General features: G+C 69.5%; 19 protein-coding genes and 1 pseudogene. 1 reads left to right on the top strand and 19 read right to left on the bottom strand.

Going from position 1 to position 20,736, the window contains the following annotated elements:
* Window positions 1-23: 23 nt before the first annotated feature.
* From HWX58_RS06940 to HWX58_RS06850, 19 genes and pseudogenes are all read right to left on the bottom strand, one after another.
* Window positions 24-533 (bottom strand): PH-like domain-containing protein, encoded by a 510-nt coding sequence (locus HWX58_RS06940; RefSeq protein ID WP_175986283.1) that lies wholly within the window; start codon window positions 531-533, stop codon window positions 24-26.
* Window positions 530-1,834 carry a dihydroorotase gene (locus tag HWX58_RS06935; RefSeq protein ID WP_175986282.1) on the bottom strand — a complete coding sequence of 435 codons (1,305 nt, stop codon included), beginning with the start codon at window positions 1,832-1,834 and terminating at the stop codon, window positions 530-532. The genes HWX58_RS06940 and HWX58_RS06935 overlap by 4 nt, the downstream gene beginning before the upstream one ends.
* Window positions 1,831-2,796 carry an aspartate carbamoyltransferase catalytic subunit gene (locus tag HWX58_RS06930; RefSeq protein ID WP_175986281.1) on the bottom strand — a complete coding sequence of 322 codons (966 nt, stop codon included), beginning with the start codon at window positions 2,794-2,796 and terminating at the stop codon, window positions 1,831-1,833. The genes HWX58_RS06935 and HWX58_RS06930 overlap by 4 nt, the downstream gene beginning before the upstream one ends.
* Window positions 2,793-3,323 (bottom strand): bifunctional pyr operon transcriptional regulator/uracil phosphoribosyltransferase PyrR, encoded by a 531-nt coding sequence (pyrR, locus tag HWX58_RS06925; protein ID WP_175986280.1) that lies wholly within the window; start codon window positions 3,321-3,323, stop codon window positions 2,793-2,795. The genes HWX58_RS06930 and pyrR overlap by 4 nt, the downstream gene beginning before the upstream one ends.
* 64 nt (window positions 3,324-3,387) lie before the next feature.
* The gene (locus HWX58_RS06920) at window positions 3,388-4,962 is read right to left on the bottom strand and encodes a Rieske 2Fe-2S domain-containing protein (RefSeq protein ID WP_175986279.1); all 1,575 of its coding nucleotides are present in this window, start codon (window positions 4,960-4,962) and stop codon (window positions 3,388-3,390) included.
* Between the two features lie 85 nt (window positions 4,963-5,047).
* The gene (locus HWX58_RS06915) at window positions 5,048-7,975 is read right to left on the bottom strand and encodes a DEAD/DEAH box helicase (RefSeq protein ID WP_175986278.1); all 2,928 of its coding nucleotides are present in this window, start codon (window positions 7,973-7,975) and stop codon (window positions 5,048-5,050) included.
* Window positions 7,975-8,385: a transcription antitermination factor NusB gene (nusB, locus tag HWX58_RS06910; protein ID WP_175986277.1), complete on the bottom strand. Its 411-nt coding sequence runs from the start codon at window positions 8,383-8,385 to the stop codon at window positions 7,975-7,977. The genes HWX58_RS06915 and nusB overlap by 1 nt, the downstream gene beginning before the upstream one ends.
* A gap of 3 nt (window positions 8,386-8,388) precedes the next feature.
* Window positions 8,389-8,949, bottom strand: a complete 561-nt coding sequence (gene efp, locus HWX58_RS06905) for an elongation factor P (RefSeq protein WP_175986276.1) — start codon at window positions 8,947-8,949, stop codon at window positions 8,389-8,391.
* Window positions 8,950-9,024: 75 nt separating this feature from the next.
* A complete protein-coding gene (locus HWX58_RS06900) occupies window positions 9,025-9,462 on the bottom strand; it encodes a type II 3-dehydroquinate dehydratase (RefSeq protein WP_175986275.1) in 438 nt (145 codons plus the stop codon).
* Window positions 9,459-10,547, bottom strand: coding sequence for a 3-dehydroquinate synthase (aroB, locus tag HWX58_RS06895; RefSeq protein ID WP_175986274.1), 1,089 nt, complete (start codon window positions 10,545-10,547; stop codon window positions 9,459-9,461). Before aroB ends, HWX58_RS06900 begins: the two co-directional genes overlap by 4 nt.
* Window positions 10,544-11,062, bottom strand: coding sequence for a shikimate kinase (locus HWX58_RS06890; RefSeq protein ID WP_175986273.1), 519 nt, complete (start codon window positions 11,060-11,062; stop codon window positions 10,544-10,546). Before HWX58_RS06890 ends, aroB begins: the two co-directional genes overlap by 4 nt.
* Complete coding sequence (gene aroC, locus HWX58_RS06885) at window positions 11,049-12,278, bottom strand: chorismate synthase (protein WP_175986272.1); 1,230 nt, start codon at window positions 12,276-12,278, stop codon at window positions 11,049-11,051. The genes HWX58_RS06890 and aroC overlap by 14 nt, the downstream gene beginning before the upstream one ends.
* 58 nt (window positions 12,279-12,336) lie before the next feature.
* The gene (locus tag HWX58_RS06880; RefSeq protein WP_250646140.1) at window positions 12,337-13,182 is read right to left on the bottom strand and encodes a shikimate dehydrogenase family protein; all 846 of its coding nucleotides are present in this window, start codon (window positions 13,180-13,182) and stop codon (window positions 12,337-12,339) included.
* Window positions 13,157-14,335, bottom strand: coding sequence for an endolytic transglycosylase MltG (gene mltG / locus HWX58_RS06875; RefSeq protein ID WP_250646139.1), 1,179 nt, complete (start codon window positions 14,333-14,335; stop codon window positions 13,157-13,159). Before mltG ends, HWX58_RS06880 begins: the two co-directional genes overlap by 26 nt.
* 317 nt (window positions 14,336-14,652) lie before the next feature.
* Window positions 14,653-15,126 carry a Holliday junction resolvase RuvX gene (gene ruvX / locus HWX58_RS06870; RefSeq protein ID WP_175986269.1) on the bottom strand — a complete coding sequence of 158 codons (474 nt, stop codon included), beginning with the start codon at window positions 15,124-15,126 and terminating at the stop codon, window positions 14,653-14,655.
* Window positions 15,123-17,783 carry an alanine--tRNA ligase gene (gene alaS / locus HWX58_RS06865; protein WP_175986268.1) on the bottom strand — a complete coding sequence of 887 codons (2,661 nt, stop codon included), beginning with the start codon at window positions 17,781-17,783 and terminating at the stop codon, window positions 15,123-15,125. The genes ruvX and alaS overlap by 4 nt, the downstream gene beginning before the upstream one ends.
* A 19-nt stretch (window positions 17,784-17,802) precedes the next feature.
* Window positions 17,803-17,991, bottom strand: coding sequence for a hypothetical protein (locus HWX58_RS06860; RefSeq protein WP_175986267.1), 189 nt, complete (start codon window positions 17,989-17,991; stop codon window positions 17,803-17,805).
* 200 nt (window positions 17,992-18,191) lie between these two features.
* Complete coding sequence (gene rpsD, locus HWX58_RS06855) at window positions 18,192-18,821, bottom strand: 30S ribosomal protein S4 (protein ID WP_175986266.1); 630 nt, start codon at window positions 18,819-18,821, stop codon at window positions 18,192-18,194.
* A gap of 170 nt (window positions 18,822-18,991) precedes the next feature.
* Window positions 18,992-20,322: pseudogene (locus tag HWX58_RS06850) on the bottom strand (replication-associated recombination protein A).
* Window positions 20,323-20,372: 50 nt separating this feature from the next.
* Here HWX58_RS06850 and HWX58_RS06845 point away from each other — a divergent pair.
* Entirely contained in the window at window positions 20,373-20,690 is a 318-nt protein-coding gene (locus HWX58_RS06845) for a hypothetical protein (RefSeq protein WP_175986265.1), read from the top strand.
* Window positions 20,691-20,736 lie beyond the last annotated feature (46 nt).

The following is a 20,736-nucleotide window of genomic DNA, read 5'->3' as shown; positions in this document are numbered from 1 at the left end:
GCGCGCTGTGCTGTTCGAGCTGGTCAAGACGTGGCTCCTGTGTGGTTGGCGGGGATGACCCGCTGAATCTCTGAGATGAGGGTGTCCGGCGCCCCGGAGGTGGACCGCAGATAGGAGTCGACGATGGTGTCGGCATCCACGTTCCAGGACAGGCGGACGAGACCGCCGGGTTCGACGACCCGGTCGATCGTGACGGTGGCGCGGTCGACGCCGGCGAGCTTGTCCTTCGACAGGAACACCGTGGGCGCCCCGTCGAGGCACAGCGCCGCTCCGCGGTCGGTGACGGCGAGCTCGCCGCGTGCGCGGTACGCGAGCGGCGCGATCGCCAGGCGCTCGAGCGGCTCGTCATGGCGCGTCGTCGACACGTACAGCACCTCGTGCCGGCTGAGGACCTCGGCGTGCTCGGGCACGCCCAGCGGCGCGGTGTAGACCGCGTCGCGTCGCATTCGTCGTCGCCAGGCCAGGACCATCGACAGCAGGATCAGAACGGCGACGCCGATCGTGATCGCGACGGCGAGGTCGCGCATGCTCATCGGACCAGCTCCTCTGCGACGGCGCCTTCGGCGAGGGTGACGACGCCGTTGTGGATCGTCCACTCCACGCGGCCGGGCAGCTCACGGCCCAGGTACGGCGAGTTCTCGCTGCGGCCGTGCAGATCGGCCTGCGTGAACGTGCCGGCGACGGCGGAGTCGTACAGCGTGATGTTCGCCGGACGGCCGACCTCGAGGGGCTCACCGTGCCCGTCGAGCATCCCGATGCGCGCCGGGGCCGAACTCATCACGCGTGCGACGTCGTCCCACTCGAGCAGCCCCGTCTGCACCATCGACTGGTGCACGACGCGCAGGGCGCTCTCGAGCCCCACCATGCCGTTCGCGGCGGCCTGCCACTCGCACGCCTTGCTCTCGCCCGGGTGCGGGGCGTGGTCGGTGGCGACGACGTCGATCGTGCCGTCCGCGAGGCCCTCGCGCACGGCCAGGACGTCTTCCTCGCGGCGCAGCGGAGGGTTGACCTTGTAACGGGCGTCGTAGCCCCGGACGAGCTCGTCGGTCAGGAGCAGGTGATGCGGGGTGACCTCGGCAGTCACCTGGATGCCGCGCTTCTTGGCCCATCGGATGATGTCGACCGAACCCGCCGTGGAGAGGTGGCACACGTGCAGACGGGAGCCGACGTGCTCGGCGAGGAGCACGTCTCTGGCGATGATCGACTCCTCTGCGACGGCGGGCCAGCCGGCGAGGCCGAGTTCGGCCGAGACGACGCCCTCGTTCATCTGCGCGCCCTCGGTCAGGCGCGGGTCCTGCGCGTGCTGCGCGATGACGCCGCCGAAGGACTTCACGTACTCGAGCGCACGGCGCATGATCAGCGGATCGAACACGCAGAACCCGTCGTCGCTGAACACCCGGACCTTCGCTCGGGACCCGGCCATGGCGCCGAGCTCGGCCAGGCGCTCGCCCTTCTGCCCCACCGTGACCGCACCGATCGGCTGGACGGTGGCGTAGCCGGCGGCCTCGGCGAGGGCGAGCTCCTGCTCGACGACGCCGGCCGAGTCGGCGACCGGAGAGGTGTTCGGCATGGCGAAGACGGCGGTGAAGCCGCCGGCCGCCGCAGCACGGGTACCGGTGAGGATCGTCTCGGATGCCTCGTATCCGGGTTCGCGCAGGTGGGTGTGCAGGTCCACGAGGCCGGGAAGCGCGACGAGTCCGTCGGCGTCGATCACGCGGGCGCCGTCACGGCTGAGTCCCGTGCCGATCCCGGTGATGACTCCGTCTTCGACGAGGATGTCGGCGCCGCCGGCGCCCAGGACACTGGCTCCTGCGATCAAGAGGGTCTCTGTCACAGGTCTCTCCCTCGTTCGTCGTCTCGTTCTCCTGCCAGCAGCAGGTACAGCACGGCCATCCGCACGGACACGCCGTTCGCGACCTGCTCGAGCACCGTCGAACGCGGCGAATCCGCCGCCTCCGATGAAATCTCGAGGCCGCGGTTCATGGGTCCGGGGTGCATCACAATGCTATCGCCCGGAAGCGCCGCCGCGCGCACGGCGTCGAGCCCCCAGGTGCGGGAATACTCCCGCTCACTCGGGAAATACGCCGCGTTCATGCGTTCGAGCTGGATGCGCAGCATCATCACGGCGTCCGGGCCCTCTGCGAGCGCCTCGTCGAGCGAGTAGAGCACGCGCACCGGCCACGCCGACACGTTCTGCGGGACCAGCGTCGGGGGCGACACGAGCGTGACATCGGCGCCGAGCGTCGTGAGCAGCCAGACGTTCGAGCGGGCGACCCGCGAGTGCAGCACATCGCCGACGATCACGACGCGGACGCCGGCGAGGTCGCGGCCCCGGCTGGCTGCACCGTAGCGGCGCTTGCGGATCGTGAAGGCGTCGAGAAGCGCCTGGGTCGGGTGCTCGTGCGTCCCGTCTCCGGCGTTGACCACACCGGCCGAGATCCAGCCACTCGTGGCGAGAGTGCGCGGCGCGCCGGATGCCGCATGGCGGATGACGACGGCATCCGCCCCCATCGCCTGGAGCGTCTGGGCGGTGTCCTTCAGGCTCTCGCCCTTCGAGACGCTCGATCCCTTCGCGGCGAAGTTGATGACGTCGGCCGAGAGCCGCTTGGCCGCGGCCTCGAACGAGATGCGCGTGCGCGTGGAGTCCTCGAAGAACAGGTTGACCACGGTCTTGCCGCGCAGCGTCGGCAGCTTCTTGATCTCGCGCGACTGCGTGTCCGCCATGTCCTCGGCGACGTCGAGGATGCGCAGGGCCGCTGCCCGCTCGAGGCTGTGAGTGTCGAGGAGGTGCCTCATGCTCCGATCGTCACCTCGTCCGCGCCGTCGTTCTCCGTCAGGCGCACGTTGACGCGCTCCGTCCTGGCGGAGGGGATGTTCTTGCCGACGAAGTCCGGGCGGATCGGCAGTTCGCGGTGGCCGCGGTCGACGAGGATCGCGAGGCGCACGATCGCGGGGCGTCCGATCGACCCGAGCGCGTCGAGGGCGGCGCGGATGCTGCGTCCCGAGAAGAGCACGTCGTCCACGAGCACGACGGTCTTGCCGTCGATGCCGCCCGCGGGGATCTCGGTGGGCTGCGGGGACCGCGTCGGGTGCTTGGCGAGGTCGTCGCGGTACATCGTGACATCGAGCGATCCGACGGGCACGGCGGTGCCGGTGATCTGTTCGATCAGCGCGCCGAGGCGCTGCGCGAGGGCGACGCCGCGCGTGGGGATCCCCAGCAGCACCAGGTCAGCCGCACCCTTGTTGGATTCGAGGATCTCATGGGCGATGCGGGTCAGAGCCCGCGAGATATCGGCTTGCTGCAGCACAGTGCGTGCGCTCATCAGCCGCTCCCTTCTCCGCCTCTCCGGACGGTGTTAAAGGTTGCTTGCAGGCACCACTCTACCCTCAGCCGAGCTTCAGGGCGTCCTCGGTGACGGGGCAGCGCTGGGCGCGGATCGCGTGTCCCGTCGTCGTCAGGCACTTGCCCGTCTTCAGGTCCCACTTCCAGTCGTGCATGCTGCAGGTGAGGATGCCGTCCTCGTCGACCTTGCCGGTCTTGGTGAGGTCCGCACGCAGGTGCGGGCACCGCCGCTGCACGACCCAGTCGCCGATCTCGGCGTCCTCGGTCTGGTCGGTCTGCTCGGAGTACCAGTTCTCGACGTACTCGATGCGGTCGACCGACAGGCACTTGAGGAACGTGGTGAGGAACTCGTTGAACTTTCCGCTGCGGCCGACCGAGAACTGCATCGACAGGAAGATCGAGTTCGACCAGTCGATCTCGCGGTCGCGGATGTTGGTGGAGACGAGGTCGGCGGGGATCGTGTACCAGTAGATGCACTCCTCCCCCGCGTACTCGCGCACCTTGGCGCGGGGGAAGTCGACGACCATGTCGAGGTCGCCGATGCGGAAGCGCACATTGCCGCCGACGCCGAGGCGGATCGTGCGCGACTTCTTCAGCAGCGGCTCCCACCAGGCCTTGAGCTCGGCGAGGATCTCCTCCGCCGGCAGCTCGGGAGCGCGGGACGTCTCCTCGTCGCGGATCTCCTGCTGACGCAGGGCTCGCTGCTCCTCGAGGTAGTCCCACTTCTCGTCGAAGATGTGGTCGATCTCGTCCTGCGTGTACAGCGTCTGCTCGACGCCGACCAGTTCGCGGTTCTCGAGGGTCACCACCGTGCCCGGCACGAACAGCTGCCCGTCGTACTGCGGAGCCTGCTCTTTCATGTGGGCGAGGAACTGCTTCTGGTCGGTGAAGATCGACTCGCCGTTGCGGCCGGTGCCGTTGAAGTCGAACAGGTCGTCGCGCAGGAACATCGGGGGGCCCGCCATCGGGAACACGTGGGGGGCATCGACTTTCTCGATGTAGAACATCGCCCGCTTGTTCTGCGCATCGCGCTTGAGCCGCGCGAAGTTCTGCTTGGCGTCCAGCGGCAGATCGTAGACCATCGGCCACCAGATGGCGCCGGAGACCTGCGTGAAGTACGCGTCCGGCTTGCCGAAGTCGAGGAGCTTGTCGAGGTCGAGAGGGTGCGAGTCGTTCTGGTTGAGGACCGAACCCGTGCCGTCGTCGACGCTGAGCGAGGAGTCGCCGATCGGGCCGTCGCTGGGCGCCCGGAGCGGGGTGATCATGATCTTCAGGTCGCCGCGCTCGATCACCCGCCCGGCGGGGGCGTAGGTGATGTTCGTGTAGCCGAGGGCGCGGATGTCCTGCTCGAGGTCATCGATCGGGTACTCCGGGAGGAGCACCTCGATGTCCTTGCGGATGTAGCGCTGGAGCAGCTTCGGGTCGAAGTGGTCGCGGTGACGGTGCGAGATGTACAGGAAGTCCGCCTCGCGGCCGAACCGCTCCCAGTCGAGGCCCCGGTTGTCGGGGAACGGGAACCAGGAGCCGAAGAACGAGGGGCCGAGCACCGGGTCGCAGATGATGTTCCCGCCGGCCGTCTCGATGAACATCCCGGCGTGGCCGAGTCCCGTGATCCGCATTGCGCTCCTCCTGTGGTGGACTGCACGATTCTACCGGCGGGATGCTGTGCGCGCCGGGTGCCCGGCCGGGGAAAAGCCACAGGGCTCAGGGTTCGAGCAGGCCGCGGATGTCGTCGGCGGTCAGCGAGCGGGCGAAGAGCTCGTCGTCGTCCATGACCGCGGTGAACAGGCGCGCCTTGCGCTGCTGCAGGGCGAGCACCTTCTCCTCGATCGTCCCCTCGGAGATCATGCGGTAGACCATGACGGGGTTCTGCTGGCCGATCCGGTGCGCCCGGTCGACGGCCTGGGCCTCGGCGGCAGGGTTCCACCACGGATCGAGCAGGAAGACGTAGTCGGCCTCGGTCAGCGTCAGCCCGAATCCGCCGGACTTCAGGCTGATGAGGAACGCGGGCTGCGAGCCGTCCCGGAACCCGTCGATGACCCGCTGGCGGTCGCGGGTGGAGCCGTCGAGATGAGCGTAGGGGATGCCGGCCCGATCGAGCCTCGCTGCGGCGAGCTTCAGGAACGAGGTGAACTGACTGAAGACGAGCGCACGGTGCCCCTCGGCGTGCAGTTCGATCACGCGCTCGGCGAGGACCTCGAGCTTGCGCGAGGCGATGCGCGCATCCCCCTCGTCGATGAGTCCGGGGGCGAGAGCCAGCATCCGGAGCATCGTGAGCGACCGGAAGACGATGAACCGATTGCGGTCGAGGTCCTGCAGCAGGCCCAGCACCTTCTGGCGCTCGCGCTGCAGCACCGTGTCGTACAGTCCGCGGTGCGCAGGCCCCAGTTCGACGTGCAGCAGCTGTTCCTGCTTGGCCGGCAGCTCCGGGGCCACGAGGTCCTTGGTGCGGCGGAGGACGAGGGGCCGGATCCGCCGGCGCAGTCGCTCCAGACGCCGCCGGCGGTATTCGCCGCCCTCCTCGTTCTCGGGCACCTTGCCCTGTTCGATCGGCTGGATGTAGTCCTGCCTGAACCGGCGGGCGGAGGCGAACAGCCCCGGGGCTGTGAGCTTCAGAAGCGCCCAGAGGTCGGCGAGGCTGTTCTCGAGCGGCGTGCCGGTGACGGCGATGGTGACGTCCGCGGGCACGGCGGCGACGGCGATGTGCTGTTTGGCTTCCGGGTTCTTGACGAACTGAGCCTCGTCGAGGACGAGCATGGCCCATTCGCGCGCGCTGTACTCGTCGGCATCCAGGCGGATGAGCGTGTACGAGGTCACCACGACGTCCGCATCCTCTGCGATCTCGTCGACCGACGCGTCGCGACGCGCGCGCGTGCCGTCGACCACGCTCACCCGCAGCCCCGGCGCGAATCTCGATGCCTCCTCGCGCCAGGTCTGCAGCACCGAGGTGGGTGCGACGACGAGGAACGGGCGCCGCTCACCGTTCTCGCGGGCGTGCAGCATGAGCGTCAGCAGCTGGATCGTCTTGCCGAGACCCATGTCGTCGGCGAGCACGCCGCCGAGGCGGTGGCTCCACAAGAAGGCGAGCCAGTCGAATCCCTGGCGCTGATACGGGCGCAGTTCGGCGCGCAGACCGGCAGGGACGGGCACCGGGGGAACGGTCGTCGCCTCGCGGAGGCCGTCCGCCGTCTCCCGCCAGGCCACCGCGGGTCGAGCCTCGTCGGCGAGGTCTTCGAAGTCCTCCCAGAGCGCGGTCTGGTAGCGGCTGATCCGGGGGCCGGTCTCCCATTCGGTGAGTTCCGTGGCCTCGTCGATGAGCTCGCGCAGCGCGTCGAGCGCAGGGTGCGCGAGCGAGAACCAGCTGCCGTCGACGAGGAGGAGTTTGGTGCGGCGCATCGAAAGGGCGGTGAACAGCGGGGCGAATGGGATGCTGCGCCCGTCGATCCTGACGAGCACGCCGAGATCGAACCAGTCCGGGTCGGTGGTCTCCACGGTCGAGACCGTGATCTCGGGTGCGCCGCTGAGTTCGCGGTACGTGCGCGGGCGCCCGGCGACGACGACATCGACGCCGCGCTCCTTCAACGCCGGGACGACGTGCGTGACGAACTCGGCCGCGTCGACGTCGTGCAGGCTTCCTCCACCGGTGAACCGCTCCCCCGTCACCTCCTCCCACAGCCGCGCGAGCGCCTCACCGGCCATCGCCTCGGCATCGGCATCCCGTATCGCGTCGGGCGTCGGTGCGGTGCCGAACCGCCCGTAGCCGCGGTAGGTCCACTCGAACGCGTAGTCGACCGTGTCGCGCGGACGGTGCGTGACGACCAGCGTGGCGACCGGTGGCGGGACCGCCGGCAGTTCGACGGCGCCGACTGCCCGGACCTCGACGCGGCGGGCGATCGCGGGATAGGCATCGCGCAGGAACGCGTTCTCCTCCGCCACGGGCACGGAGAGCGCCGCCCGCGCGCCCAGCAGCGCGTGCACGGCCGGGCTGAGCGGGATCTCGGCGAGCGTCACGCGCGCGCGGGCACCGAGCGGCGTCACGGCGTAGACACCGGTTCGACCGATCGTGCGCACCTCGCGGACGTCGACCGCGCGCCCGTCGAGGGTCACGTCGGCTGCGACCGAGAGGCCGGAATCGGTGCGCTCAACAGCGGCGGTGACCACTCCGCTGTCGGCGAAGACCACCTCGAAGCTCTTCTGGATCGTCAGGATCGGGATGCCGCACGCCGCGGCTGCGCGCAGGTGCGACCAGAGTAGCCCCGACTCGACGGTGTCCAGGATGAGCCAGTCGCCCGCCGTCCCCGACAGCAGCGAGTCGCGGGCGATGCTGAGAAGCTCGCCGAACCAGCGGGCGTGCTCCGGCGTGAACGCCGAGCCCGGGCGGCGCACGGCATCCCACGATGCCGTCCCCTGCACCCACGCCCCGGTCGATTCGCTGCGCATGAGCGGGCGGATGCCCAGGAGCAGATCGCCCTCGCCTCGCACCACGTCGCGGACCGTCGCGGTGCGCACCGGGCGCGGGGCCCACTGGTGGGCGCCGACCGACGCACGCTGCCGCACCTCGATGCCGAGAGCGAGCGGTGTGCCGCCCTTCGGCGCGGCGGCGTCCGCCAGGAGCAGGCGCCAGTCGGCCATCAGCTGGAGCGCGCCACCCGGGCCAGGACGCCGTGCACGAACGCGCCGGAGTCCTCGGTCGAGAGCTCCTTGGCGAGCTCGACGGCCTCATCGATCGCAACGGCCGTCGGGATCTCGTCGTTGTAGAGGATCTCCCAGACGCCGATGCGCAGCAGTGCGCGGTCGACCGCAGGCATGCGCTCGAGCTTCCAGTCACGGCTGTGCGTGACGATGCTCTCGTCGATGTCGCCGCGGTGGTCGATGATCCCGTCCACGATCTCGCGGGCGTAGAGCCACGAGGCCTCGCGAGCGGGTTCGCTGGCCGCGCGCTTCGCCTCGGCGGCGAGCGTGACGGCGATCTCGTCTCCGCGGACGTCCGAGGAGAAGAGGATGTCGAGTGCGCGCTTGCGCGCCTTCGTGCGGGCGCTCACGCCTTACTTCTCGCGGCCGAGGTAGTCGCCCGAACGGGTGTCGACCTTGATCTTCGTGCCGGTCTCGACGAACAGCGGAACCTGCATCTCGTAGCCGGTCTCGACGGTGGCGGGCTTGGTGCCGGCCGAGGAGCGGTCGCCCTGCAGGCCCGGCTCGGTGTAGGTCACCTCGAGGATGACGGACGCGGGCAGGTCGATGTAGAGCGGGTTGCCGTTGTTGAGGGCGATGGTGACCTGCTGGTTCTCGAGCAGGAAGTTCTTCGCCTCCCCGACGACGACGTCGCTGAGCGTGATCTGGTCGTAGTCCGTGGTGTCCATGAACACGAAACCGTCTCCGTCGGCGTACAGGTACGTGAAGTCGCGGCGGTCGACGTTCTCGATGTCGACCTTGGCGCCGGCGTTGTACGTGCGGTCGACGACCTTGCCCGTGACCACGTTCTTGAGCTTGGTCCGCACGAACGCGCCGCCCTTGCCCGGCTTGACGTGCTGGAACTCGATGACGCTCCAGAGCTGTCCGTCGATGTTCAGGACGACGCCGTTCTTGATGTCTGCGGTGGATGCCATGCGGGGAAGTTCCGTTCGTTAGAAGTAAGGGGGCCGGTCGCCGAGCAGGTCGAAGCGCGCGGCCGACAGTAGATTCTACGGGATGAGCGCCGTCAGCTGTGCGACGGCGCTCGCATAGCCGTCGACCCCCTCGCCGATCACCCGGACGGCGGCGACGTCGTGCAGGTACGAGAAGCGGCGGAACTCCTCCCGCGCGTTGACGTCGGAGATGTGCACCTCGGCGAACGGCAGGCTCACGCCGGTGAGGGCGTCGCGCAGAGCCACGGAGGTGTGGGTGAGGCCGCCGGGATTGATCACGACGCCTGCGCAGTCCTCGCGGGCGTCGTGGATGGCGTCGATCAGCACGCCCTCATGGTTCGACTGGATGCTGCGCACCTCGAACCCGGCCGCAGCGGCGGCCTCGGCTGTGATCCGCTCGACGTCGGCCAGGGTGGTCGTGCCGTAGACCGCGGGGTCGCGGACACCGAGCAGATTGAGGTTCGGGCCGTTCACGAGCAGCAGTCGGCGGGTCATGCCCCCACCTCCTGGTAGGCGGCGAACAGGAGCGACTCGTCCGGTGCCTGCAGCACGGTGGGCTTGGCGATGTCGTCGAGCAGGATGAAGCGGAGCATCCCGCCGCGGGCCTTCTTGTCGCGCTGCATGGTCGCGAGCAGGGTCGCCCATGCACCCGCGCGGTAAGTGGTCGGAAGACCCAACGACTCGAGGATGGACCGGTGCCGGTCGACGGCCGCGTCGGAGAGCCGGCCGGCCAGCCGCGACAGCTCGGCCGCGTACATCATGCCGATCGAGATCGCGGCGCCGTGCCGCCAGCGGTAGCGCTCGGCGTGCTCGATGGCGTGGCCGAGCGTGTGGCCGTAGTTGAGGATCTCGCGCTGCCCCGCCTCGCGGAAGTCCTCGGACACGACGCGCGCCTTCATGTCGACGGCGAGCTCGACCGCGCGGCGGAATCCGTCGGTCGTGGTGTCGACGGCCGCTGCCGGGTCCGCCTCGATGATGTCGAGGATCTCGGGTGCCCAGATGAAGCCGGCCTTCACGACCTCGGCGAACCCCGCCGTGGCCTCGTGGGCGCTGAGGCTGCCGAGCTCGTCCAGGTCTCCGATCACCGCGCGCGGCGCCCAGAAGGCGCCGACGAGGTTCTTGCCCTCGTTCGTGTTGACGCCGGTTTTGCCTCCGACCGAGGCGTCGACGAGTCCGAGGACGGTCGTCGGCACCTGCACGACCTGCACGCCGCGCAGCCAGGTGGCCGCGACGAAGCCCGCGACGTCGGTGACCGCTCCCCCGCCGTAGCCGATGACCGCGTCCGTGCGGGTGAAGTCGGACTGCCCCATGATCTGCCAGCAGAAGGCCGCCACCTCGATGCGCTTGCCCTGCTCGGCATCCGGGATCTCGGCCAGCAGCACCTCGCGCTGTCCGTTCGTCGTATCGGCGAGCAGGCGGTCGCGCAGCTCCGCGGCGCGCGCCGCGAGCGTCGGGGGGTGGACGACGAGGATCTTGCGGACGGCTGGATCGAGCGCACCGGACACCTGGTCCAGGATGCCCCGGCCGATGCTGATGTCGTAGGACGCCTGTCCGGTCACGCTGATGGTCGTCGTGCTCATGCCTGCTCTCTCCTCCATGCCGCGATCTCTTCGGCGATGCGGTGCATCGGCCGTCGAGACGTGTCGAAGGTCGCATCGGCGACCTCCTCGTACCAGCCGCGGCGCTGCTCGTATATCTCGTTCCACCGCACCATCGGGTCCTCGCCCCCGGCGAGCATCGGCCGCCCTCCGCCGCTGATGCGGCGGGCGACCGTCTCGGGCGAGACGGTGAGGAGGACGACCGTATGCCGTCTCAGCAGCTCCCGCGTCTCGGCCGAGGTCACGGCTCCTCCGCCGACGGAGACCACACCGCCCTCGGCGAGGGCCTGCGCGACCGCTGTGCGCTCGAGCGCGCGGAAGTGCTCCTCGCCGTATGCCGTGAACAGTTCGGGGATCGGTCCGTGCTCTGCGACGATCCGCCTGTCGGTGTCGATGAACGGCACCTGGAGCTTCTTGGCGACCCGGCGCCCCACACTCGTCTTCCCCGCGCCCATGGGCCCCACGAGCGCGAGCGTCAGAGGCTCAGGACTGCTCATCGTGGGCGATCAGGGCCGCCTCGGAAGCGGGGGCTGTGCGCAGCTCCGCCGGGATGGCGGCGAGGTAGCTCTCGAGGTTGCGGCGGGTCTCGCCGATGCTGTCGCCGCCGAACTTCTCGAGCACGGCGTTCGCCAGCTCGATGGCGACCATGGCCTCGGCGACGACGCCGGCTGCGGGAACCGCGCTGATGTCGGAGCGCTGGTGGTGGGCGGTCGCGGCGTCGCCGGTTGCGACGTCGATCGTCCGCAGCGAGTGCGGCACCGTCGCGATCGGCTTCATGCCGGCGCGGACGCGCAGCACGGTACCGGTGGACATGCCGCCCTCCGTGCCTCCGGCGCGGTCGGACGATCGCGTGATCCCGTCATCGGCGGCGAAGAGCTCGTCATGGGCTGCGGAGCCCCGGCGACGCGTGGTCTCGAAGCCGTCACCGATCTCGACGCCCTTGATGGCCTGGATGCTCATGACGGCCTGCGCGAGACGACCGTCCAGGCGCCGGTCCCAATGCACGTGCGAGCCGAGCCCTGGGGGCAGTCCGTACGCGAGCACCTCGACGATGCCGCCGAGGGTGTCGCCCGCTTTGCGGGCGTCGTCGATCTCGTCGACCATGCGCGCGGACGTCTCGGCATCGAAGCAGCGGAGCGGATCGGCATCCAGCACGTCGACGTCGTCGGGCGTCGGCAGGGCGCGCCCCTCGGGAACCTGGACGGGTCCGATGGAGAGCGTGTGGCTGACCAGGCGGATGCCGAGTTCGCCGAGGAATGAACGGGCCACGGCGCCGAGCGCGACACGGGCCGCGGTCTCGCGGGCGCTCGCGCGCTCGAGGATCGGACGGGCCTCGTCGAAGTCGTACTTCTGCATGCCGACGAGGTCGGCGTGCCCCGGCCGCGGGCGGGTCAGCGGTGCCGAGCGGCCGCGCGACTTCTCGGTGATCTCGACCGGCTCGGGGTTCATCACCTCGACCCACTTGGGCCACTCGGTGTTGCCGATGCGCAGGGCGACCGGGCTGCCGAGCGTCCTGCCGTGGCGGACGCCGCCGGAGATCGTCAGTTCGTCCTGCTCGAACTTCATGCGCGAGCCGCGGCCGTAGCCGAGCTTGCGGCGCGCGAGGTCTGCCTGGATCGCCTCGCAGGAGATCGGGACGCCGGAGGGCAGCCCCTCCATGACGGCGATGAGTTCGGGGCCGTGCGATTCGCCGGCGGTGAGCACGCGGAGCATTGCTCCAGTCTCCCATGGCTTCAGACCCTGCTCGGTCCGTATGTCGCAGACCGCCTCGTCAGAGCGCGTCGCGCATCGCGGTCAGCACGGCGTGCTCATCCGGGAGCGGTGCCGCCGGGTCGCCGTTCACGAAGATCCGCACCTGGCGGACGGCCTGGTGCAGGAGCATCCCGAGTCCGGAGATCACCGGCCGCTGCTGCCAGACGGCGCCGAGCGCCGACGGCCACGGCGCGTAGGCGACGTCGAACAGTGCTCCGCCGTCCGCGGAGAGCGCCCGTGCGACGCTCTCGTCCAGATCGGCGCCGCCCGGAAGCGTGGAGACGGTCAGATCGACGGCAGTCGGCGCGGCGTCGAGGAGGTCGACGTCGACCTGAACACCCAGGCGCCGGCCCAGGGCGATGAGCGCCGCGGCGCGCTCGGGCCTCCGGGCGCGGACCTCGACGTGCTCGGAACCGAGTTCGGCGGACGCGACCAGGGCGGATGCCGCGGTCGCCCCGGCGCCGAGGATGCGGACGGACCGCACCCCGGTGATGCCGTCATCGCCGAGCGCGTCGACGATGCCGCCGACGTCAGTGTTGAAACCCGCCGGCCGCTCCCCCAGCAGCAGCGTGTTCACGACCCCCGTGAGCTCGGCATGCCGATCGACGCTCGCGGCCGCCGCGAAGGCGCGTTCCTTGAGCGGCATCGTGAGTGACAGCCCGCGCCAAGCGCCGTCGAGTCCGGCCAGAGCGTCATCGAACGCCTCGGCCGTCACCTGGCGACGGTCGTACACCCAGTCGAGGCCGAGCACGCGGTAGGCCGCGGTGTGGAGCTGCGGCGACCTCGAATGCGCGATCGGGTCGCCCCATACCGCGAGGCGGGGGCTCGTCGTCATCGTCTCAGCAGCCCTGGTCGGGGTTGTCACGGCACCACTGCTGCCATGTTCCGATCGCCGCCTGGTGCTCCTCGTACGTCGTCGAGAAGACCGTCTCACCGGTCTGCGGGTTGATCGTGACGAAGTAGAGCCACGGTCCGTCTGCCGGATGCATGGCCGCGTCGATCGCAGCGTCGCTGGCTGTCGCGATCGGGCCCTTCGGAAGCCCGTCGATCACATAGGTGTTCCACGGGTTGTCGTCGAACTGCGCCTCCTCCGACGTGCTGACGACCCCTGCGTGCAGTTCGCCGTATCCGAACTGCGCGGTGGAGTCCATCTGCAGCTTCATCCCGTCGTCGAGACGGTTCTGGATGACGCGCGACACCTTGTCGAAGTCGTCTGCTCTGCCTTCGCGCTGAATGATCGAAGCGATCGTCAGGATGCGCTGCGCGTCGGCGTCAGGAACCTGTGCCGCCGCGAGCGACTCCCACGTCCGGTCGACCATCCGCTGGATCACCTGCTCGGCGGTGACTTCCGGATCGAAGGTGTAGACGGCAGGGAACAGCCAGCCCTCCAGGCTGTCCGCCGCCACGCCGTAGGTGCTCGGGTTCTCGACGGCCGCCTGGAAGTCCTCCACGGGCATCGCCAGCCCGTCGGCGATCAGCGGGAGCATCTGCTCGAGCGTGGACCCCTCCGGAACGGATGCCGTGTTCTCGGCCTTGCTCGCAGGGTCCTGGATCGCCTCGAGTGCGGCCTGCGCCGTCATCTTCTCCTGCAGCTTGTACACGCCGGGGTAGAACGTCACGGCGATGTTCTCGTCGACCAGGTAGTCGTAGAAGACGTTCTCCGTGCGCGTGACGCCCGCCTCGTACAGCGCGGTGGACACCGGCGCGCCGGTGTCGCCGTCACGGATCGTGACGAAGACCTCGCCGGTCGCGATGCCGGGCTCCCAGTCCTCGGGCGGGCCCCAGCCCATGACGTCGCTGATCTTGTCGCCGTAGGTGTTCCAGACCCAGAATCCGCCCGCGGTCAGACCGCCGAGGATGGCGAGGAGGATCACGAGGGCGACGAGGCACCCGGTGCGGCGCTTCTTCTTCTCCTTCTTGGAGTGGACGTCCTCGCTGTGGTCGGCTTCGAAGAGGTCGTCGAGCGTCGCCGCACGGGACTGAGCGGCCTGCGCCGGAGCGGCAGGCTCTTCGTTCACGTCCGCGTTCTGCTCGTGTGCTGCCGCCGGTGCGGATTCCTCCGAACGTGCAGGCACGGCGGGTGGCTCGCTCACGATCGTACGAGTGCGTGTCGCGTCGTCGTTGACAGACTGCGCGTCGTCACCGGGTTGCGCGTCGTCACCGGATTGCGCGGAGTCTCCGGACCGCGCGGCCTCGCGACGGGCCCGGCGCGAACCGGGAGCCGGCGGAGACGATTCGGACGACGGCGCACGGTGCGACGGTTCCGGCAGCTTCGAGAAGAGCTCGTCGGACAGACTGTGCGAACTCGACTCTGCGTTCTCACGATCGGGCATGGTCAGGCGGGCTCCTCGGGGGTCGGGGCCACGGAACCGGCCGGGCTGCCGGTGCTCTTCTCCGTGTCGATCGCGTGCTGCAGCAGGACCACAGCGGCGACCTGATCGACAATGCTACGAGAGTTCCGCTGGGTTCTTCCAGAGGAGCGGAGCGCGGCATGCGCCGAGACCGTGCTCAGACGCTCGTCGACGAGCCGTACCGGGATGGACGTCAGAGCGGTCAGCGCAGACGCGAAATCTCTGGCATCGGTCGTCGACGGAGTGTCCTCGCCATGCATGTTCACGGGGAGGCCGACGACGAACTCGAGAGGCTCGTACTCCTCCGCGATCTCGGCGAGACGCTGGAGCGAGGCATCCGAGCGCGGCACGGTCTCCACCGGGACCGCCAGCATCCCGTCGGGGTCGCAGCGCGAGACGCCGACGCGGGCCCTGCCCACGTCCACGCCGAGTCGCACGCCGCGACGGAAACCGGTCACGCGCTCCGCAGCTCGGTCGTGATGGCGTCGAAGGCCGCCGGGAGGGCTGCGGCATCCGTTCCGCCGCCCTGGGCGACGTCATCGCGTCCGCCGCCACCGCCGCCGAGCACGCCCGCGGCGCGCTTCGCGAGCGCACCGGCCTTGGCGCCGGCCGCACGGGCCGCCTCGTTCGTCGCGACCACCACCACGGGCCGCCCGCCGGCCACGCCGCCGAGGGCGACGACCGCGGGGTCGGACCCGAGGCGTTCGCGCACGCTCAGCGCGAGGCCGCGCAGGTCATCCCCCGAGGCGACCTCGCCGATCGACACTGCGGCCACGCGGAAGGCGCCGATGCGCTCGGCGGCGTCGGCGATCGCCGGAACCCGGCCTTCGCGCTCCTTCGCCTCGAACTGCGCGATGCGCTTCTCGGCCGCCTTGAGGTTCGCGGCGATCTCGGCGATCCGATCGGGCAGCTGCTCGCGCGGTGTCTTCAGCGCCGACGTGAGCTGCGAGACGATCGCACGCTCGGCGGCGAGTTCGCGGAAAGCATCCTGGCCGACCAGGGCCTCGATGCGTCGGTTGGATGCGCCGACGGAGGACTCCCCGACCACGCTGACCAGACCGATCTCGGCGCTCGAGCGCACGTGCGTGCCGGCGCACAGTTCGCGCGACCACGGTCCGCCGATGTCGACCATCCGCACGACGTCGCCGTACTTCTCGCCGAACAGGGCCATGGCGCCGGCCTCCTTCGCCTCGTCGAGCGAGACGATGCGCGTGGTCACCTCGAGGGCATCATGCACGGCGCGGTTGGTGATCTCCTCGATCTCGGTGCGCGTATCGGTCGACAGCGGCTGCGACCACGAGAAGTCGAAGCGCATGTAGCCGGCGCGGTTCAGGGATCCGGCCTGGGTGGCACCCTGGCCGAGCGTGTCGCGCAGCGCGGCGTGCACAAGGTGCGTCGCGGAGTGGGCCTGCTGGGCGGCACGACGGTTCGCCGCGTCCACGACGGTCGTCGCGCGGTCGTCGACCACGACCGTGCCCGTGCTCACCTGCACGGTGTGGCTGATGAGGCCGGGGACCGGCTTCTGGACGTCGAGGACCTCGAGCTCATAGCCCGGTCCCACGATCATGCCCTTGTCGGCGACCTGGCCGCCGGACTCGGCGTACAGCGTCGTCTCGGCGAGGACGATCTCGGCGACCTGGCCTTCGCTCGCCGACACCGCCGGCTGGCCGTCGACGAGGATGCCCAGCACCCGCGACTCCGTCTCGAGATCGTCGTAGCCGGCGAACGTCGTCTCGCCGAGCGCACGCAGGTCGCGGTAGACCGAGACATCTGCGAGCTGGCGCTTGCGGTTGCGGGCGTCCTCCTTGGCGCGCTGGCGCTGCTCCTGCATGAGCGCGTCGAAGGCCGAGCGATCCACGGACAGACCCGCTTCCTCCGCCACTTCGAGTGTCAGATCGATCGGGAACCCGTACGTGTCGTGGAGCAGGAAGGCCTCGGGGCCGCTGAGAGTGCTCCCCCCGGCGCTCTTGGTCTGATCCAGCGCGAGGTCGAGGATCGTCGACCCCTGCGCGAGCGTGCGGCGGAAGGTCTCCTCCTCGGCGAAGGCGGCGGACGACAGCACCGACCAGTCCGTCTCCAGTTCCGGGTAGGTCGCCTTCATCGCATCGCGCGACGCGGAGAACAGCTCGGGGAAGGACGGCTCATCGACGCCGAGCAGACGCATCGCCCGGACCGTGCGACGCATGAGTCGGCGAAGGATGTACCCGCGCCCCTCGTTCGACGGCCGGACGCCATCGGAGAGCAGCATGAGAGAGGAGCGCACGTGGTCGGCGATGACGCGGAAACGGACATCGTCCTCGTGGACTGCGCCGTAGCGACGACCGGACAGCTCGATCGCGCGGTCGAGAACCGGACGCACCTGGTCCGTCTCGTACATGTTCTCGACGCCCTGCTTGAGGAAGGCGACGCGCTCGAGCCCCATGCCGGTGTCGATGTTCTTCATCGGCAGTTCGCCGACGATGTCGAAATCGGTCTTCCCGCGGATGTTCTCGATGAAGTCCTGCATGAACACGAGATTCCAGATCTCCAGGAACCTCGAGTCGTCGACCGCGGGTCCGCCGTCCTTGCCGTAAGCGGGACCGCGGTCGAAGAAGATCTCCGAATCCGGGCCGCCGGGGCCGGGCTGCCCGGTGTTCCAGTAGTTGTCGGCCCGGCCGAGCCGCTGGATCCGCTCGGGCTTCAACCCGATGATGTCGCGCCAGATCGCTTCGGCTTCGTCGTCGGTCTCGTAGACGGTGACCCAGAGATCCTTCTCGTCGAAGCCGAGACCGCCGTCGGACTCGGAGGAGGTCAGCAGCTCCCACGCGTAGCGGATCGCGCCCTCTTTGAAGTAGTCGCCGAAGGACCAATTGCCCAGCATCTGGAAGAAGGTGCCATGACGGGCGGTCCGGCCCACTTCCTCGATGTCGTTGGTGCGAATGCATTTCTGCACATCGGCGATCCGCGGATGCGGCGCGGGAACGACTCCGGTCAGGTACGGGATCATCGGCACCATGCCGGCGACGGTGAACAGCAGCGACGGATCGTCGCTGACCAGGGATGCCGAGGGAACGATCAGGTGGTCGTTCTTCTCGAAGTAGGTGAGGTAGCGCTGCGCGATGTCCGCGGTTTTCATCAGGGTGTTGCTGTCCTTGTCAGTTCTCACGGGGCTCGACGAGCCGCGCCTCCTGGTCGCGATACGCGTCGCCGAGAATCGCGGTGAACTCGGTGATGCGGGCGTCGACGTCGGCCAGCAGGTCGTGGCCGCGGGGGTCCTTGTTCATGAAGTGCGCGGCGACGAAGCCGCCGATCACGCCGATCAGGAACCACAGCACGTTCTTCATGTCGTCATCCTCGCGATTGGGTCCGCAGAGCGCGGTCTTTCCATCGTAGGCGGAAACGGAAGGAGGCGCCGGGATCTCCCCCGACGCCTCCTTCTGCTGTAACGCTGTATCAGCGAGCCGCGTACACGACACCCGCTGACGCGGGCACCGCGAACCAGTGCTTGTCTGGTCGCTGCGCGACTCGAGTACTGCGCACCTCGCTAGCGAGCCGCGTAGTACTCGACGACGAGCTGCACTTCACAGGTCACGGGAACCTCGGCGCGCTTCGGACGACGGACCAGGCGTGCCTGCAGCTTGTCGAGCTCGACCTCGAGGTAGCCGGGAACGGGAGGCAGGACCTCGGCGTGACCGCCGGCGGCTGCGACCTGGAAGGGCTCGGTACCCTCGCTGCGCGGCTTGACGTGGATGAGCTGACCCGGCTTCACGCGGAAGGACGGGCGGTCGACGAGCTGACCGTCGACCATGATGTGACGGTGCACGACCATCTGGCGGGCCTGTGCAGTCGTGCGGGCGAAGCCCGAACGCAGCACGAGGGCGTCGAGGCGCATCTCGAGCAGCTCGACCAGGTTCTCACCGGTCAGGCCGTCGACGCGGCGCGCCTCGTTGAACGCGATGCGCAGCTGCTTCTCGCGGATGCCGTACTGCTCGCGCAGACGCTGCTTCTCGCGGAGGCGGACGGCGTAGTCGCTGTCGGCCTTGCGCTTGGTGCGGCCGTGCTCGCCCGGAGCGTAGGGACGCTTCTCGAGGTAGCGGGCGGCCTTCGGGGTGAGTGCCACGCCGAGGGCGCGGGACAGACGGACCTTGCGGCGGTCCTGGGACTTCGTGACCACGAAGCATTCCTTCCGATGACGTGGACGTGTCTTTCACGTCGCACGGACGTATCTCCCGCGCTCTGCCTGGATCGCGCACGCCGGGGCGCGAAGAAGGTGGGGTGTGAACGTAGGGATGCCCGAAAACTCGGTTTCGAGCCGATCAAGTCTAACAGACGCGCCGCGCGCCCTCAGCGACCGTCGAGGATGCGGCGGATGCGCTCGAGGCGGGACGAGATGTCGCGCTCTGCGCCGAGGTTCTTGGGCCGGTAGTAGCGACGGCCGTCGAGCTCGTCCGGCAGATACTGCTGCGGCACGATGCCGTGCTCGTTGTCGTGCGGGTACGCGTAACCCTTGCCGTGGCCCAGGCGCTTGGCGCCCGGGTAGTGCGCGTCGCGCAGGTGCGGGGGCACCCGCCCGAAGCTGCCGGCGCGAACATCGGCGATCGCCGCGTCGATGCCGGCGTAGGCCGCGTTGGATTTCGCCGTCGTCGCGAGGTACACGGTCGCCTCGGCGAGCGGGATCCGGCCCTCCGGCATCCCGATGAAGGCGACGGCGGCGGCGGCCGCCGTCGCGATCACCAGGCCCTGCGGATCGGCGAGCCCGACGTCCCCGGCGGCCGAGATCACCAGCCGGCGGGCGATGAACCGCGGGTCCCCCCCGCCTCGATCATGCGCGCCAGGTAGTGCAGCGCGGCATCCGGGTTGGAGCCGCGGATCGACTTGATGAACGCACTGATCACGTCGTAGTGCTCGTCGCCCTGCCTGTCGTATCGCAGGAGGGCCCGATCGACGGCCTGGGCGACGTCGTCGGCCGTGACGGACGGCAGCGCATCGTCGCCGGCGGCCCGCGACGCCGCGACGGCGGCTGCGGCCTCCAGCCCGGTCAGCGCGCGGCGCGCGTCGCCGGATGCCAGACGCACGAGCGCGCCGCGTGCCGCCTCGTCGATCTCGACCGCGCCGCCCAGACCCCGCGCATCCGCGACCGCACGGTCGATGAGCAGGGCGATGTCGTCGTCGGTGAGCGGCTGCAGGGTGAGCAGAAGCGAGCGCGACAGCAGCGGCGAGATCACCGAGAACGAGGGGTTCTCCGTGGTCGCGGCGATGAGGATCACCCAGCCGTTCTCGACACCGGGAAGAAGGGCATCCTGCTGAGCCTTCGTGAACCGGTGGATCTCATCGAGGAAGAGGATCGTCGTCTGGCCGTACAGATCGCGCTGCGTGATCGCCTCCTGCATCACCTCGCGGACGTCCTTGACGCCGGCGGTGATGGCCGACAGCTCGACGAAGCGCCGCCCCGACGACCGCGCGATCGCCTGCGCGAGAGTGGTCTTTCCCGTACCGGGCGGCCCCCACAGGATGATCGAGACCGCCCCGGGAGAGGCGGCGTCCGGGTCGGCGAGGGCCACGATCGGCGAACCGGCGCGGAGCAGGTGCTGCTGCCCGGCGACCTCGTCGAGCGAGACGGGACGCATGCGGACGGCCAGCGGAGTCTGTCCCGAGAGCAGCGGCGCGGATGTCATCCATCCAGGCTAATGCGCACCGCGGACAGGGCACGCCGGTAGGCTCGCCTGTGGCGCGGGCAGCCAGCGCCGAGGGAAGGAACACGATGGCCGGTCGCGGATCGAAGAGCGCACAGCGCACGAGGGCATCGAGCGAGCGCGCGCGGCTGTACGCGGCGCGGACGTCCTGGCACGAGAGGCAGATCAGCCGCCGAGTCCGCGACAACACCGCGGCCGTGATCATCGGAGCGCTGATCGTCATCGGAGCGATCGTCAGCCAGTCCGTGCACGCGGTCGTGACCGCCCCCGCGCCCGAGCCCTCCGGCTCATCGACACCCCTGGAGAACCCGTTCAGCGACCTGTTCTCCCCGGCGCCGTCCGCCCAGTAGGCTGAACGAAGTCCTTTCCCACCCTCACGCGGCCCGACCGCGCAAG

Origin of the sequence: Microbacterium tenebrionis (assembly GCF_903645325.1) — a bacterium.
Taxonomy (GTDB): Bacteria; Actinomycetota; Actinomycetes; order Actinomycetales; family Microbacteriaceae; genus Microbacterium; species Microbacterium tenebrionis.
The sequence above is the reverse complement of the archived record's forward strand: the minus strand, read 5'-3'. Positions and strand labels throughout refer to the sequence as shown.

Excerpts from the sequence above, each read along its gene's own strand:
- HWX58_RS06940 (WP_175986283.1), bottom strand. The coding sequence starts at position 533 with ATGAGCATGCGCGACCTCGCCGTCGCGATCACGATCGGCGTCGCCGTT.
- HWX58_RS06930 (WP_175986281.1), bottom strand. The coding sequence starts at position 2,796 with ATGAGGCACCTCCTCGACACTCACAGCCTCGAGCGGGCAGCGGCCCTG.
- pyrR (WP_175986280.1), bottom strand. The coding sequence starts at position 3,323 with ATGAGCGCACGCACTGTGCTGCAGCAAGCCGATATCTCGCGGGCTCTG.
- HWX58_RS06920 (WP_175986279.1), bottom strand. The coding sequence starts at position 4,962 with ATGCGGATCACGGGACTCGGCCACGCCGGGATGTTCATCGAGACGGCC.
- HWX58_RS06915 (WP_175986278.1), bottom strand. The coding sequence starts at position 7,975 with ATGGCCGACTGGCGCCTGCTCCTGGCGGACGCCGCCGCGCCGAAGGGC.
- efp (WP_175986276.1), bottom strand. The coding sequence starts at position 8,949 with ATGGCATCCACCGCAGACATCAAGAACGGCGTCGTCCTGAACATCGAC.
- HWX58_RS06900 (WP_175986275.1), bottom strand. The coding sequence starts at position 9,462 with ATGACCCGCCGACTGCTGCTCGTGAACGGCCCGAACCTCAATCTGCTC.
- aroB (WP_175986274.1), bottom strand. The coding sequence starts at position 10,547 with ATGAGCACGACGACCATCAGCGTGACCGGACAGGCGTCCTACGACATC.
- HWX58_RS06890 (WP_175986273.1), bottom strand. The coding sequence starts at position 11,062 with ATGAGCAGTCCTGAGCCTCTGACGCTCGCGCTCGTGGGGCCCATGGGC.
- aroC (WP_175986272.1), bottom strand. The coding sequence starts at position 12,278 with ATGCTCCGCGTGCTCACCGCCGGCGAATCGCACGGCCCCGAACTCATC.
- alaS (WP_175986268.1), bottom strand. The coding sequence starts at position 17,783 with ATGAAAACCGCGGACATCGCGCAGCGCTACCTCACCTACTTCGAGAAG.
- HWX58_RS06860 (WP_175986267.1), bottom strand. The coding sequence starts at position 17,991 with ATGAAGAACGTGCTGTGGTTCCTGATCGGCGTGATCGGCGGCTTCGTC.